Here is a 16164-nt window from a genome sequence, read left to right as displayed (position 1 = left end):
TTCTAATTGTCTCTTTCTTTTTTATGAATGAACTATCACCTTATAAACTTAAAATTTATTTTTGGAAAATTGCCATATTCCTGTAACAAAACAAAGGTATGTTATGTGTGAAAAATATAAAGAGAAAGAAGGAAAAGTTGTGAAAAAATTTTTGCCAATTGTTGCGTTATTAGGCATGATGAGCTTTGGAGTACAGGAAATGAATGTAAGAGCTAATACTTATCACGAGAGCGATTCAAAAATTAGTTTTTGGGATTCAAAAAGGAAGGGTACTAATTTCATGAATAGTACGTCATTACCTGAAAACTATAAAAGTGCAAAAGAAGCAAATATTGAATATGTTCGTTTAGCACCTGATAAATGGGCAAAAGATAAAGATTTTCTATTTGAGGATAAACCAGATACTTCCGAAAAGGATTTTCTGATAGGTAATGCAGATAACTATCAGGGATTAGTAAAGGAGGATCTAGAAAAATTAAAAGCGGATTTAGATGCTGCCCAATCGCAAGGAATGAAAGTTGTCCTTACAATGTTATCTTTACCTGGTGATCGATGGCGTCAATTTAATAATAACAAGAATGACGACAGAATATGGGAAGAAGAGAAGTATCAAGAACAAGCAAGTAAATTTTGGAAGGACCTTGCTCTAGAACTAAAAGGTCACCCCGCAGTGGTTGGTTATAATATTATAAATGAACCGCATCCAGAAACAGCTAAAAATAATAGATATAATGATTTTTGGACGGAAGATTACGAGAAATGGTATGCAAAAGTGAAGGGAACGACAGCGGATCTAAACAGATTTTATCAAAAGGTGATCAATTCCATACGTGAAGTAGACCAAGAAACACCGGTTATTTTAGATTCGGGTTTATATGCTACTCCATGGGCCTTTAAATATTTAAAACCAGTAAATGATAATAAAACACTATACGCATTTCATATGTATGAACCATATGAATTAACGAGCCAAGGTGAAAAACAAAACAAGGAATATCAATATCCAGGGTTAGTAAAAGTAGGAGATTTAGAGAAACCTGTAATGTGGAATAAACAGGGATTAGAGAAATTTTTGAAGCCAATCCAACAATGGTCTAAGAAAAACCATGTACCATCTAATCGAATTATTGCAGAGGAGTTTGGAATTAACCGTACTGTTCCAGGAGCTACCGAATACATGCAAGATCTTATTTCTATATTCAACCAAAAAGGTTGGCATAAATCATTCTATGCATTCCGTGAAGACACATGGACGGGAATGAATTATGAATTGGGAACAGGAAAAATAAAATGGGACGAAGAGGGTAAACCGATACGTCAAGATAATTCACTCTGGGATGTAATTAAAAAAGATTTACAGGGACATAAATAGTTTAGAGTGTTTGGCTTAAGAACTAAATGTAAGCATCTAATTCAAATAGAATTAGATGCTTTTTATATCAAAAAAGGCGGAGTTGTTAAGGACTTAATACAAGTGTATATTAATGTGCAAAAAGGGCTGCAAGTAATTGGCAGTTCTTTTTGTATGTTAAATAAGACTTGCTGAGGATGTTATGAGAAGAAAAAGAACCCTATAGGGTTCTTTTTCAAGGCATATTAACAGTAAGGAGAATCATGAAATGCTACTTCAAATCTTTATTAGGGGAAAGATTTTGAAAAAGCTTAACATACATCTATTTTTACATAAATGTAAGATATAGTAAATTGATAATATTTATACTTACTATTGCTAATATTCAATTAAAATTATTAACGCTGTATGTATAGTGTTAATAATCGTTTAGCATAGTATACATTTAGAAATCTAATAATAGTCACAATTGGTTATATATGTATAATTTTAGATTTCATGTATTAAAAAAGCTTATAGATATATCATTTCAAAACCTATCTAATATCTAAACGATGTTAATTGAAAATGGGTGTGTATCAACTCTAATAATTCAAATAAAATTAAATAAAATAAACAAAGACCCTGTAAAAATACAGAGCCGGATACAGGGTTAAGGGAACGCATAGTTTCTTAAAATCATAATAGCATTTATTTTTTGTATAGCCATATGAGGATTTTGACAAAATTAAGAACAAGACAGAAAATCTTTAAGGAAGCGAATATAGTGCTGGAAATTCGGTTTGGAATTAAACTATTAGCATGTTGATATAGATGACAACTCTTCAGTACCGTGATCAGATTGCCTTTATATACGTGGTTTAGATTAGGGGGATAATTGGATCTCACTGAAAAGGAAAAATGTTTTTTAGATTAAAAGAAGAAAAGCCACCTTTTAGGTGTCTTTTCTGTAGGTATACAGTTCACATATTGCTAAATTAGATACGAAACCATAATTCGACTAAGAAATAAATCTTAACATAATCTTGACTGAAAAGAATATGTAATATGACATTTTTAGTTTTCATTTGCATTATTGAATATAGAACAGCCATGTAAATAAAAAGGGCGTGCAGTCGTATCTGCCGCCCTTTTTAGGAGGAATTCAAGACACCAGACAGGTATTGGAAAACAGGTTCAAAAATAGTATATGTGAAATGAAAAAGTCCTATACAAAAAGTAGACAGGGCCTTATCTTTTTACTTTTTCAAAAATGATATTCTGTCCTTTTTGAAATCATTACAACGCACACTTGGTTTGTAATGAAATGAAAAAAGTATATATGAAAATGGCAGACAACTATTTTGTTGCCTGCCGGTGCCAGTGAATTGAATGAGTTAGTCAATTACAAAAAATTGCTATCCCATTACCAGAAGAGTGAAGCCGCTAGTTCAAACGGCTTAGACATAGTTTGTCTAATAAAGAAAAAATTATGAGTAAAGGTTTTGTTTGCTCTATATGAAAAGATAAATAGATATTCATGGGACAAGGGTAATGCAGCATACCTTGAATAGGGTGTAGGAATGAATTAAGGAAAGGAAGGGACTGACTCAGGATTGGGACTTTCAGACAGGATTTGGGGAGAGGTGGTTGCCTTTGGCATTGCGACTAATATCGCTGCTTGTATAATGGCAGTATACATTCAAAAATATGAGCTAATGATAAATGACCTTGCAAATATTTTATTTTTAATAATTATATCTATAACGTTTCTCAAGATGAAAATTAACAAATGTGTGGCTTTAGGGTTTACGTTGGTTGTAATAGAAAAAGGTATTAAGGCAGGATATGACTTCTACACACATGATTACTATAGTGTCAGTTGGAGTTTAGCTATCATTGTCTTTTGTATATACGAGATGAAAAAATATTATATTGTTGAATTTTAATATTTACAACTTATGTATACGTGTTACAATGAAGTTCTCTAATTTATTTTATTCTTCTATTTAGAATTTGTGGTTTAGCTATTTAATACAACAAATTTGGCTGTAGTCAATGATTCATGAATGAAGTGATGCATTTAGAATGGTTAAAAGGCTGTTAAGCATAATTATACAAAGATTGAACTACTCACCACTTAACGTCCTTGCGAACTGTTTGAAGTGGGAGATTCCTGCGAACACCGATGTATCCACCGGTTATCTTAGAAGGCTCTACCCGTAGTCCCTACGGTGAGAACATAAGTAACATGTACGTTGACTCCCCACACTACCTACTTTAGCTTGGTTTTCGCAACTTAGGCAAGCATGGGGCGATAGAACGTTTAAGATTATACGGTTGCAACGTTTTTCTGCAACCAACCTCATATCTTCAGTTTTCGAAGAGCAATCTGTACAAGTAAATGATAGCAAACATGTTGACCGACATTCATCTCTCACCTATCGTTGGACCATTGCCCTTCACACGCTTGAGGAAGAAGAATTCTTCCGTTAAATTCGATGAACTTTTTATCCAATTAAAGTCAAAAATCATCTTTAAAATGAAGTATATGTTTCATCCAGTTTATTTGGAACAATTCGTCGACTTAAAATTGCTAAATATCGAAAGATAGCATATTCGAAAGGAGGATAGATAAAACTCTGCTTGTGAAATTAAAATCGCTACATGTGGAAATGCATATAAAAGGATGTAATTGTGATTTCATTTCGAATGGTACCATAAATGAATGTAGAGAAAATAAAGGAGAAAAATTTAAATAAACTATTTAATTAAGTAGTATGAATGAAAAGGAGAAGTATCTAGTGTTAAATATAAAAGAAAGAATTGGGCAAATAAAGCTTAAAACGAAGTTGTCTATGGCATTTATCGCCATATTAATTATACCTAGTCTTATTGTAGGAGTATCATCTTATAATAAGGCAAAAACAGATCTTAATGAAACAATCCTACAATCAGCAAATGATAATGTAAGTATTTTAGATAAGATTGTAGATGACGAATTAGAAAATAAGCATACAGATGTAACCCATTTTGCAAAGTCATTTACACAAGGTGATTATAATCCTGAACAATTACAAAATGTACAGAGTAAGTTTGATCAGTATATACAGTTACATCCTGAAATAGAAACAATTTATACGGCATCCAGTAATCATCAATTTATTCATGCACCTGTAGGGAAAATACCAGAAGGGTTTAATCCGTTAGAAAGTAGTTGGTATAAGGATGCGGTAAAAGCAAATGGAGAGATTATTGTTTCATCTCCATATAAATCAAAGGCTACAGGAAATATGGTAATTGCAATTGCAAAGCAAAATGCTGATAAAAGTGGTGTCATTGGAGTGGACTTAAATATTGATGATATCGTAAAAACTTCTAAAATGATAAAAATAGGAAAACAAGGCTTTGTATCTATAGTAAGTCAAGATAAGACTATAGTTGTTCATCCATCGCTTAAGCCAGGTGAGAAATTAGAGAAATCATTAGCAGATGAACTATACAAGAAAGAAAATGGAGTAATTACTTATAGCCTTAATGGTGAGGATCGAAACATAAGCTTTAAGACAAACAAAAAAACAGGTTGGAAAATAGCTGGTGTAATGCCTATTAAAGAGGTTGAAGAGGCTACCAATCCTATTTTTTATAAAACGCTCACTATAATAGGGGCTTCATTGATGTTAGGTGTAATTGTAATTTTCTTCATTCTTAAATCTATTATTAATCCACTAAGACAATTAGTTATTTCAGCTCAAAGAATTAGTCAGGGAGATTTAACTGAGAAAATAGATATTCGTTCAAAGGATGAACTTGGTCAATTAGGTGGTAGTTTTAATACAATGGCAGAGTCGTTACGTAATATAATTTCTCAAATTAACACATCTGCCGGACATGTGGCTGCTTCGTCTGAGGAACTAACTGCAAGCGTAGAGCAAGCAAGTGTTGCTACAGAACAAATTACAAAAGAAATGGAAGAAATATCGAATAGTGCAGAAGTTCAAAATAATGAAGTTGCGTCTGGAGCGAAATTAATTGGTGAGGTAACGCGTAATATTCAATGCGTAGCTGATAATGCTTCTGAAGTATCAACCTCATCCTTATACACAAAACAAAAAGCCAATGAGGGTGAACAATTAGTAGAACAAACTGTAACGCAAATGCAGTCTATACATCATTCTGTTTCTCAATCCGATAATGTAATTAAATTATTAGATAAGAAATCGCAGCAAATCGGAAGTATATTAGAAGCAATTCAAAATATTGCAGAACAAACAAATTTATTAGCATTGAATGCAGCGATTGAAGCAGCTAGAGCAGGTCAACAGGGGCGAGGATTTGCAATTGTCGCCGATGAAGTTAGGAAGTTGGCGGAGCAATCATCCGAATCTTCAATGGAAATTGGAAGTTTAATCAATGAAATACAAGCAGACGTACATGAGACTGTAAAAGCTATGAATGAAGTAGGAGTTGAAGTACAGTCGGGAATTCAGGTTGCGAATGACACAAAACAAAGTTTTTATGAGATTTCAAAATCTGCAAATGATATTGTATCCAAAGTGCATGGTATGGTGGAACTATCAAATAAAATGACAACTGATGCAATGAAAGTCGATACATCAATTGATCAAATAGCTATGGCTGTAAAAGAGAATTCTTCAAGCATGCAAACGATAGCTGGCTCATCTGAGGAACAACATGCTTCTATGGAAGAGATAAATTCTTCAGCAATACAATTAGCACAGATGGCGGAAGAACTTCAAGAGCTAATCGGTGGGTTTAAGATATAAGTTCAGATTCTAGGATAGGATACTAGAAAGCGTGTTTAAAAACAGGAATTAGAAATCTTATATCATGGTAACAAATATAGTATGTATTTTCTATATTTGTTTCAAAAAAAGATTAACTACTTTAGATGGTAGTTAATCTTTTTTTATGCATCGCAAATTTTGAAGTATAAAACTTATTTTTAAAAAAGAAAGCTGCAAAAAAAGCGCAGTTCATATTTCGGCATGTAAGAGCCCTTCAAATGGAGGGCTCTTACATGTACTTACATTAAATTTGTTGTGGTGCACCACCATAATCGCCAACACTATATGAAGGAGTAGGGTAATGTCCATGAGTAGCAAGCTGATCTGTTTTAGAATACTGAGAAATTCCTACCGTTAACACCCCAATAAAAGCAATACCAGATAATAATAAGCTAATTTTTTTCATTATATTAACACTCCTTTTTCGATTGATTTTCGTCTTGCTTGATAACAAATATCGAAATAGTCACTTACCTTTTTGTGATTCTCTAATTGTCTACATTTTGTAGCAAATAATTCAGCGTATTCGACAACATATTCCCATAACTCTTCTTTCTCAAAGTATAAGATTCCTTCTTGAATGATTTTTTCTAATTCTTCCAATGGAATGTTTTCGTTTAATCTTTTTAAAATAAAGAAGTGATGTATATATTCCTCGTTATGAATTTCTCTGCAAATCTTTAATCCCTTATCAATGAGTGTGCTAGCTATCGATTGTTCCCCTAATTTATAATGTTCCTTAGCTTGTAGAAAGATAGCTTTAAAGTGTGTAGGGATTTTATCCGTTACTTCTGACAGATGACGAATAGCTAAAGTAGACATGCTTTGATCAGAATAGAGCCACCCTATAGTACTTTTTACATATAACAAGGAATCTACCTCCTTATTACTTTTGAGTAAATCAATTGCAGAATATAGATATTCTTCTGCTTGTTCGTACTGTTTTAAATAGATACAGCAGCCACCTAGTAAGCTATTACAAAAAGCGGTTTTTACTTTATAACCTTCATACTTCGAAAAGATTGCTCTCGATTTATTTGCGTATTCAATAGAAGTAACCATTTTATAGGTATGATGATAAAAAGTGGAAATTCTATAGTAGAATTCAGCATGTTCAATTTCATCTGGTATATCTACTAATAACTTTTCTGCCAGTTTATAATGTTCTTCTGCCTCAGTATAATTTGATATAAAAGTGGAATGAATGGATTTAAAAAAGTGATAATAGAAGCGTAGAAAATGGTCTGAAGGCATATCATAATCGCTAATAGCATCAAAGCTATTTTGTTGAATACCAAGGCTATCTGTTAAGACTGTGTATCGAAATTCAAGTAGTGAGTAATACAGTAACAAATTTTGATCCTGACGTTCTTGATTCGGCTCAATGCTTAACTTACTAATCTTTTCATCAATTTTCTTTTTTAGATTAGTAGCTTTTATAACTTGTTGAGATAGCATAGATCGATACCAGTCGTTCAATAGAGAGGTTAATTGTTCATTTTTCTTTACTGAAACACTCATTATATACTCCCCCATCCTATAGAAATATCCTAATCCCATTTAATTGTAACTATCATAGCAAAATAGGAGTAAAAATGGAGTGGTTTTACAACTTTTTCAAGAAGAGTCAGAAAATATTCGATTGTTGTCGAATGTACTTATAATTTAAGTTATTTGTACGATATATGTCATCAATCTAATGTGAAACTATAAACAAATATGTTGATATGATACTACTATAAAAATCTTTATTTAGTTCACTTTCTAACACTCCGTTTTATTCTTTACTAATACTGTAAGTAATCATAGAACCTAGTTCAGGACCTATTTCTATTTTTTTTTGATAATACCCCTTCTTGGTACTATTCTAAGTATTTTTCGGCTAGGTAAGAGGGATATGATGAAATAGGAGGGCCAATCTTAAAATGGGATAAATTGGTCTTTGAAATCGGTATACAGTTCTTTAATAAATATAATTTTTGCAATATGTCTTTATCTATGGGATGGAGCATGTGATTTGTCATGATGAAATAATTGTGATGATAGATAAATACTTTTCCTTCCGGAAGAATCGTGTAATTAGATAAATTCGGATAAATAGGTGGTCCATCTGAAAATTGATCTAAACTGCGTTGTGAAACTTTAATAATTTCCTGAATTGAAAATTTAAATTTGCGAAATGCTATGGTGCTAATAAATGGACGTTTTTGATTATTTTCTATATAAAATAACTCTCCTTTTTCATTTTGTACTACCCGTAGGTTGGGAATTAATTCTGTAAGGGTTATGGGGGCACCTTCTGTATATTTATAGATAAATGGATCGGGGATTAAGACAATTTCATTTTGATTATATTTGAAGTAGGAAAGCATGTCTTTCGAAATGAACCTGCGTTTAAAATTATCAATTAAAAATACTTTACCATGTGAATTACTAAACAAAATACCATTTAAATCTTTAGAAGGGAGGTTAGCATATAGGTTTTGGAAGGAGAAAGGTGTTTTAAAAGTAATATCGAGCACTTTGCTAATGGGATAAAAAGGTTGGAATGTATTTAGGCGTTTCCAAAACATTGCATCTCCAACAAACCAATATAAAGGATTTGCATCCCAATATTCACAGTACTTTTCATAGACCTTTAATAATATTCTTCGAGTATGCATAACTGAACAGTGATCTACAACATTTGCAGCTGTATATAAAATTTTCGAAGCCTCTCTAACAAATTCATTTATAGGTTGAAGGCTATAATCAACATATTTTACGTATTGGGAAGAGTACACTACATCAATTTCAGGATGTTTTTCTAAGAAAGATAACATATCTGCTAATCTGTTTGGAAGGTATATAGTATCATCCGTTAAATAACAAATATAATCCCCACAAGTTAATGGAAGTGCCTCATTGATAAGTTTTGCATATCTTGTGGTTTTATATCTCTCATTATCTTGTATAAAACTATTCTTATAAGTAATTCGAGGATCGTTTAGATAATTTTTTATGACATTTATGGTTTCTTGACAGGAGTTGTCATCCATAATAAAAAGTTCCCATTCTTTATAAGTTTGCATTAGAACACTTTCAATGACTTGATTAATTAATGATGGCTTATTATAACTAGTAAGGATAATTGATATTTTGGGTTGCAAAGTCCTCACCTCTCTTGAAAATATAGGATGTGTTTTATCTAGTGAAATCTAATAATTAAAGCTTTATCGGCACTTTTTTTATACTTAAATAGTTTATTACTTTTTCATAGATATGGTATGGACTATAGTGGAGTGAAAAAGATACATAGGTGAATATAAATATTGCTATTAATTTTAATAGATAAAGAAACCTTTTTTAAAATTATCGGAACAGTTTGTCCGTTCTGTTTATATAATAATTTAACTGTTTTTATATTTGTTGATAAGGAGGAGAGGGATATTTGCCTAAAATTTCAGTTATAATGACAAGTTACAATAAGCCTACGTTTGTTGAAAAATCAATATTAAGTGTATTGAACCAAACTTTTCAAGATTTTGAACTTTTTATTATGGATGATGATTCTAATGAAATGACCCAGAAGGTTATTCGACCATTCATAAATAAGGAAAATGTACATTTTTATAAAAGTAATGTGGCTCATATTTCGGAACGCACAAAAAAAGTCAGATATGCGGCTTTAATTAATGAGGCACTTAAGCAGGCGAAAGGAGAATATATAACTTATATTACAGATGATAATCAATATGAAAAAGAACGCCTTAAAAAGATGTCTAGTTATCTTGATGAGAATAAAGAGGTTCAAATTATTTATTCTGCATCAAAAACGATTCATGTAGATGAATCAGATTTACCTATTAAAACGGTTGAAAGACCTGCTAAAAAAATTACGAATAATGCCCCATGTTCAATTGATCATTGTTCTATTATGCATAGAGCCTCTGTTTTACCAATTCTTGAAAAAAGGTGGAATTCTTACTGGGATGAAGATCCTCAGTTTTATCGGATAGGAGATGCCCGCTTTTTTTGGAGATTAAATCACTATTGGGATTTTTATCCCTTAGATGAAATTTTAGATATTAATTATATTACTCCTCATTCAATACATGCGCAGTTATTTGCCGAAGAAAAAAATGAATTTGTACAATTATTACCACCACAAAGAACATGTAAAGAATTAAGAGAAGACCTAAGAAGAAAAAGAGGGTGAAAAATTGAGTGATATTTATTTGAAAAATTACTGGTTATTAAATCTAGAGTATATAAATGTTTTTTCAGAGTTAAAGCATTATAATATTCCTTTACCATTACTGAGTAATTTTTATCAATATTTAGATGCAGATGTAAAAAATAAAATGAAAGAAAATAATTTTTATAAGCAACTGTCAATTGAGCCCATAGAGGAAACGCAGTTACAGTTAGAGTTTGAAAAAATAATGTCTTCATTTCAATCAAAAATAAAAAGCAAGAATCGAAATGGAGCAATTCTCCTAAATTCAGATTATCTCCGTTTTTCAGTAAGTAACTTTACTCACTTTAACCCAAATCAAACAAAGATATTAACAAGATCAAAAAAGACAGAACTTTATGGCCTTCCTACAATTTGTGCACCAGATTATATAAATAAAGCCTCTAATAATGCACATGTTTTTATAGAAAAAGCTAAAGAAATCTTTTTAAAGTATAATAAGCACCCACTATTTTCAAACATGTTTTTTCAAAAAAAATTACTCAGTGATCTCCCTATCATGATTGAGAAACTTAATATGGCCTATTTCATTTTTAAAGAACAAGATATTTCTGGTGTGATTGTTGGTACTACGGAAGATATAACAAGTCGAGCTCTTACTTTTCTTTCTAGAAGTGAGGGGATACCAAGTTATTGTCTGCAGCATGGTGCAATAATGGGAGAAGAGGCATACTTTCCGGTTTTTGCAACAAAGCAGGTCGTATATGGAAAATATGAACAAGATTGGTACCTTCAAAAAGGAGGCAGTGAATCTCAAATTGAGATTTTAGGGCACCCCAGATATGATGAAATCTTCAATAGGACATATATGGATAAGAAGGAGCTTTTTAAAACATTAAAAATAGATCCCACTACAAAAGTGATTTTTATTGCAACCCAGCCATTTAAAACTTCATTTTATACTGAACTGACAGAAAAATTAGTGAAAGACAAAAAAATTACGGTTATTATAAAGCCGCATCCTTGGGAAAAAGGACGTAACCTAGTGGGAGAATACATTAAGTTAAGTAACTTATATCCTAATGTTAAATATATAACAAATGAAGTAAATATGTATGATGTTATTTTACATGCAAATCTTGTGGTTATCTCAAATTCAACAGTAGGGTTAGAAGCAATGTTATTAGATATACCTGTAGTTGTTTATAAATCGCTATTAGAAGATAGAGATTATAAATATTACGATACACTAGATGGGCTTGTAAATCACTCTATTGAGGATTTGCTTAGCACGGTTGAAAAGGTTTTAAATGATTCTTCACAATCAAGTCTAGCTAAAGAATTAAGAAGAAAATTTATTAATGAAAACTATCCGCAAGAAGCATGCACGAAAAGATTAATAAATTTAATTCAAAGTGAAAAAGATTGAGCCCATCATCACTTATTTTTTTGGAAGTAAGGGATTCCTAAAACAACATCATATCCTCAGATTTCAATAAACAATATGAAACATAAATTTGTAATAAAAATGTATGTTTCAATATGCAAAAAGCTAGTTTATCTCTCACTTAATTGTTTGCCAATAGAATTACACCAGAATTAAGGAGAGATTGTTCTTGGCTCAAAGTAACTTTATAAGAGGAGGTATACATTTCTATGTTTTTTAAAGGTAAAAACGTTTTAATTATTGGTGGAACAGGAACAATTGGAAAAAGCATTCTTTCTAATGTTCTACAGGAAAAGCCAAAAGTGGTAAGGGTTTTTAGTAGAAGTGAATATAATCAATTTTTATTACAAGAAGAATTCAGGGATGAAAATCAAAATATTCGTTATTTAATTGGGGATATTCGCAATTATGATCGAGTGTTTAGTGCGATGGAAAATATTGATTATGTGTTTCATGTGGCCGCAATGAAGCATGTTTCTTTTTGTGAATATAATCCGTTTGAAGCAGTTTTGACCAATATTTTTGGAACACAAAATGTAATAAAAGCGGCAATTGCTCAGAAAGTAAAAAAGGTGATTTTCACAAGTTCTGATAAAGCAATTTCACCAACAAATAATTACGGTGCAACAAAATTGACTGCTGAGAGATTGATTACATCAGCCGAATATTCAAAAGGTTCAAGTGAAACGATATTTGCCAGTGTTCGTTTCGGAAATGTTATGGGGTCAAGAGGCTCTGTCATTCCTTTATTTGAAAATCAAATTAAACAAAACCAAAAAATAACCGTAACTGACCTTAGTATGAGTAGATTTATGATGACACTGAACCAAGCTACTATGTTAACAATTGAAGCGATGAAAATAGCAAAGGGTGGTGAAACTTTTATATTAAAAATGCCAGTAATTTTATTAAACCATTTAAGTGAAGTGATGATAGAAGAAGTCACAAAGTTATATGGGTTGCCCAAGGAGAATATTAAAATTGAAGAAATTGGGTTAAAACCTGGTGAAAAAATGTATGAAGAACTTATGACACATGATGAATCTTTACAGGCTTTTGAATTGCCAGATATGTTTATCATTCCTAGCCCATTAAAAAAAGGTACTCAATATGAAAATGCAAAAAGGGCGAAGGCAGGATTTTACCGTTCTGATCATCAAAATGCAATTACAAAAGAAGAGCTTAGAAACTTAATATTAAACCAGCAACTACTAACAGGAGGAGAGAAACTATGAAAATATTAGTAACTGGTGGTGCGGGTTTTATTGGTAGGTGGGTTGTAAAGAGATTATTGCAGGATAAGCATGAAGTATGGATAATAGACAACTTAGCAAATTCAACTACTGCAAATATTACCGAGTTTGCACACGATCTAAATTTAAAGCAATGCATTCAAGGAGATATTAAAGATAAAAAGTTAATTGCTCAATTATTTGAAAATAATTCATTTGACCTTTGTTATCATTTAGCAGCGAGTATTAATGTTCAAGATAGTATAGATGATGCTAGAACAACTTTTGAAAATGATACAATAGGTACTTTTAATTTGTTAGAACAATGCCTTAAGTATCATGTCAAAATGGTCTTTATGAGTACTTGTATGGTTTATGATAAAGCTACTAATATACAAGGGATATCAGAATTAGATCCGATTAAACCAGCTTCTCCATATGCTGGATCAAAAATTGCTGCTGAAAACATGGTTTTATCTTACTATTATGCTTATAAGCTACCTGTAGTGGTTATTCGCCCATTTAATACGTATGGCCCATTTCAGAAAACAGGTGGTGAAGGTGGGGTCGTTGCTATTTTTATAAATAATAAATTAGATAATGTACCACTAAATATTTATGGGGATGGAAAACAAACGAGAGACCTTTTATACGTTGAAGATTGTGCAGATTTTGTTGTGGCAGCAGGATACTCTGCAAAAGCAAATGGTCATATTATCAACGCTGGAACAGGACAAGATATATCCATTAATAAATTAGCAGAATTGATTTCGGGAAATAAAGTAAGTATTCATCATGTAACTCATATCCATCCACAAAGTGAGATTCAAAAATTATTATGTAACTATGAAAAGGCAAAAACAATATTAAACTGGGAGCCGAAAATTTCTTTAGAAGATGGAGTTATTAAAACAGAAGAGTGGATCAAATCTTTAAAAATTGCCCCTAAGGAGAAAGAGTGATGGTAAGGGAAATTCTTGCTATGCACGGAGGAAATCCTGTTAGAGAAACATATTTACCATATGGACAGCAACAAATTGATGAACATGACATTCAGGCGGTTGTAGATATATTAAAAGGGGATTTTTTAACGACAGGACCAACGATTCAACAGTTTGAGAAGTCTATTGCGAAATATGTGGGAGCAAAATACGCTGTTTCTTTTTCAAATGGTACAGCTGCATTGCATGCTGCCTGCTATGCATCTGGCATAACTGAGGGAGATGAGGTAATTACAACTCCAATGACATTTGTAGCAAGTGCAAATTGTATTTTATACCAGGGTGGAAAGCCGGTCTTCGCCGATATTGACAATGAAACATATAACATTAGTCCTAAATCAATAGAGGAAAAGATTACAAACAAAACAAAAGCCATCATTCCCGTACACTTTACTGGGCAACCTGTAGAGTTAGATGCAATACAAAAAATAGCAAAAGAAAATAATTTGATTATCATTGAAGATGCAGCCCACGCATTAGGAGCCACATATAAAAATAAAAAGATTGGTTCTATTGGTGATATGACAATGTTTAGTTTCCATCCGGTGAAACATATTACTACCGGAGAGGGTGGAGTAATTACCACAAATAATCCTCTGTTTTATGAAAAACTTGTTCAATTCCGTACGCATGGAATTGAAAGGAATCCTCAAAAACTCCTTGAAAATCATGGGCCTTGGTATTATGAAATGCAATTCTTAGGTTACAACTACAGATTAACGGATATACAAGCTGCTCTTGGTTTATCACAGTTAAGTAAATTAGACTCTTTTATTAAGACTCGAAAGAAATATGTAGACATCTATAATAAAGAATTTAGTTATTTATCTGAAATCACAATACCAAAGCAATTGCCTCAAACCGATTCAAGTTGGCATCTTTATATTATTCGTTTAAATACTAAATTATTAAAATGTAATCGAAAAGAAATTTACGAAGCATTACAAAGAGAAAATATCGGTGTGAATGTGCACTATATTCCCGTACATTTACAACCGTTTTATCAAAAATTAGGTTATGGAAAAGGTATTTGTCCGCAAGCAGAAAACATATATGAGGAAATTATTACGCTGCCTCTATTTCCTAAAATGACAGAAGCTGATGTGTGGGATGTAATACAAGCTGTGAGAAAAGTTTTTTCGTTTTATAGTGTTTCTAAAAATTAAATGAAAGGGGTGTTATTAAAATTGCAAAACCAAAAATTATTAAGAGCAGTTATAAAAGTTGATATTAGAAAAGGAGAGATTATTACAGCTAATAAAGTAACTATGGAATTAGATGTTGTAGAAAATGCGCTGAACGAGCTTGAAGCAGAGGAATTATTACCTCAGGTAGCTCTATATAATTTGTCTGCGGGTACCCCATTAACAAAAGAGGTTATTGAACCTCCAAAGGTAGCAATAATTGTACTTTGCCGGTTAAAATCTACTAGGTTACCTTTAAAGGCAATATTGCCAATACACGGAGTTCCTTCCATTGAACGCTGTCTTATAAATACATTAACTATTCCAGGAAAACACCAGGTCATACTTGCTACTTCAGATATTGAACAAGATGATCCTTTGGAAAAATTTGATTTAGATGGAAAAGTTAAGATTTTTAGAGGTGATCCAGAAAATACCGCTGATCGCATGTTCCAAGCTGCAAAACAAGAAAATGCAAACATTGTCATACGGATTACCGGGGATTGTCCCGCTGTGTCACCAGAAATTAATAATTTTTTACTAGATGAACATCTGAAAAGTGGTGCAGATTATACACAGGCAGAGCTAAGTACGTTACCTGTCGGAACAGCAGGCGATGTTTTTACATTAGAGGCAATCGAACGACTACTACAAACCCCAAAACCTTTAACCTATGCAGAATATCTTCCGTTTTATTTTATTAATAATCCACATTTATTTCGGGTCAATATAGTGAAACTCCCTCCACCATTTTGTTACCCTACTTGGAGGTTAACATTAGACGAAAAACCAGATTTAGATATGTTCAATGAACTTTATAAAAGTTTGAATGTAAAATCTAAACCTTTATTTTTTCATCAAATAAAAGATTACATCCTTCGAAATCCTGAAATTATTCAAATTAATAGTCATGTGAAATTGAAATGGGCAAATCAACAGTCATTAGTAGATGAGCTAAATAAAGAAACAAAATTATAAATTAATA

12 protein-coding genes are annotated in these 16164 nt (G+C 31.9%); 9 read left to right on the top strand and 3 right to left on the bottom strand.

Features of this window, described 5'->3' with window-relative positions; all coding sequences use genetic code 11:
• Positions 1–103 precede the first annotated feature (103 nt).
• The 3 genes from MHH42_RS27945 (at position 104) to MHH42_RS27935 (ending at position 6117) form a co-directional block, all read left to right on the top strand.
• The gene (locus tag MHH42_RS27945) at positions 104–1372 is read left to right on the top strand and encodes a glycoside hydrolase family 5 protein (RefSeq protein WP_070174122.1); all 1269 of its coding nucleotides are present in this window, start codon (positions 104–106) and stop codon (positions 1370–1372) included.
• A 1574-nt stretch (positions 1373–2946) separates the two neighbouring features.
• Complete coding sequence (locus MHH42_RS27940) at positions 2947–3279, top strand: hypothetical protein (RefSeq protein WP_000524423.1); 333 nt, start codon at positions 2947–2949, stop codon at positions 3277–3279.
• Positions 3280–4134: 855 nt separating this feature from the next.
• Positions 4135–6117, top strand: coding sequence for a methyl-accepting chemotaxis protein (locus tag MHH42_RS27935; protein ID WP_142307622.1), 1983 nt, complete (start codon positions 4135–4137; stop codon positions 6115–6117).
• Positions 6118–6382: 265 nt separating this feature from the next.
• Here MHH42_RS27935 and MHH42_RS27930 read toward each other — a convergent pair whose 3' ends face one another.
• The 3 genes from MHH42_RS27930 to MHH42_RS27920 all read right to left on the bottom strand — a co-directional run bounded on the left by MHH42_RS27930 (position 6383) and on the right by MHH42_RS27920 (position 9287).
• Complete coding sequence (locus MHH42_RS27930; protein ID WP_000724113.1) at positions 6383–6544, bottom strand: hypothetical protein; 162 nt, start codon at positions 6542–6544, stop codon at positions 6383–6385.
• On the bottom strand, positions 6544–7659 hold the full coding sequence (locus MHH42_RS27925; protein ID WP_070174124.1) for a response regulator aspartate phosphatase: 1116 nt from the start codon (positions 7657–7659) through the stop codon (positions 6544–6546). Before MHH42_RS27925 ends, MHH42_RS27930 begins: the two co-directional genes overlap by 1 nt.
• Before the next feature lie 341 nt (positions 7660–8000).
• On the bottom strand, positions 8001–9287 hold the full coding sequence (locus MHH42_RS27920; protein WP_001182599.1) for a glycosyltransferase family 2 protein: 1287 nt from the start codon (positions 9285–9287) through the stop codon (positions 8001–8003).
• Between the two features lie 281 nt (positions 9288–9568).
• Here MHH42_RS27920 and MHH42_RS27915 point away from each other — a divergent pair, with 281 nt between their 5' ends.
• The 6 genes from MHH42_RS27915 to MHH42_RS27890 all read left to right on the top strand — a co-directional run bounded on the left by MHH42_RS27915 (position 9569) and on the right by MHH42_RS27890 (position 16157).
• The gene (locus MHH42_RS27915; protein WP_001124411.1) at positions 9569–10336 is read left to right on the top strand and encodes a glycosyltransferase family 2 protein; all 768 of its coding nucleotides are present in this window, start codon (positions 9569–9571) and stop codon (positions 10334–10336) included.
• 4 nt (positions 10337–10340) lie between these two features.
• On the top strand, positions 10341–11744 hold the full coding sequence (locus MHH42_RS27910; protein ID WP_340894885.1) for a CDP-glycerol glycerophosphotransferase family protein: 1404 nt from the start codon (positions 10341–10343) through the stop codon (positions 11742–11744).
• 227 nt (positions 11745–11971) lie between these two features.
• A complete protein-coding gene (locus MHH42_RS27905; protein WP_000465310.1) occupies positions 11972–12997 on the top strand; it encodes an SDR family NAD(P)-dependent oxidoreductase in 1026 nt (341 codons plus the stop codon).
• Positions 12994–13956: a GDP-mannose 4,6-dehydratase gene (locus MHH42_RS27900; RefSeq protein WP_000699373.1), complete on the top strand. Its 963-nt coding sequence runs from the start codon at positions 12994–12996 to the stop codon at positions 13954–13956. Before MHH42_RS27905 ends, MHH42_RS27900 begins: the two co-directional genes overlap by 4 nt.
• Complete coding sequence (gene pseC / locus MHH42_RS27895; protein ID WP_052943703.1) at positions 13956–15161, top strand: UDP-4-amino-4,6-dideoxy-N-acetyl-beta-L-altrosamine transaminase; 1206 nt, start codon at positions 13956–13958, stop codon at positions 15159–15161. The genes MHH42_RS27900 and pseC overlap by 1 nt, the downstream gene beginning before the upstream one ends.
• A complete protein-coding gene (locus MHH42_RS27890; protein WP_000679358.1) occupies positions 15162–16157 on the top strand; it encodes a glycosyltransferase family protein in 996 nt (331 codons plus the stop codon).
• Positions 16158–16164: the final 7 nt, after the last annotated feature.

Source organism: Bacillus sp. FSL L8-0099, assembly GCF_038006385.1.
GTDB lineage: Bacteria > Bacillota > Bacilli > Bacillales > Bacillaceae_G > Bacillus_A > Bacillus_A toyonensis.
This window is presented reverse-complemented; position numbering and strand designations above follow the sequence as displayed.

Excerpts from the sequence above, each read along its gene's own strand:
- MHH42_RS27900 (WP_000699373.1), top strand. The coding sequence starts at position 12,994 with ATGAAAATATTAGTAACTGGTGGTGCGGGTTTTATTGGTAGGTGGGTT.
- pseC (WP_052943703.1), top strand. The coding sequence starts at position 13,956 with ATGGTAAGGGAAATTCTTGCTATGCACGGAGGAAATCCTGTTAGAGAA.
- MHH42_RS27905 (WP_000465310.1), top strand. The coding sequence starts at position 11,972 with ATGTTTTTTAAAGGTAAAAACGTTTTAATTATTGGTGGAACAGGAACA.
- MHH42_RS27925 (WP_070174124.1), bottom strand. The coding sequence starts at position 7,659 with ATGAGTGTTTCAGTAAAGAAAAATGAACAATTAACCTCTCTATTGAAC.
- MHH42_RS27930 (WP_000724113.1), bottom strand. The coding sequence starts at position 6,544 with ATGAAAAAAATTAGCTTATTATTATCTGGTATTGCTTTTATTGGGGTG.
- MHH42_RS27945 (WP_070174122.1), top strand. The coding sequence starts at position 104 with ATGTGTGAAAAATATAAAGAGAAAGAAGGAAAAGTTGTGAAAAAATTT.
- MHH42_RS27890 (WP_000679358.1), top strand. The coding sequence starts at position 15,162 with ATGAAAGGGGTGTTATTAAAATTGCAAAACCAAAAATTATTAAGAGCA.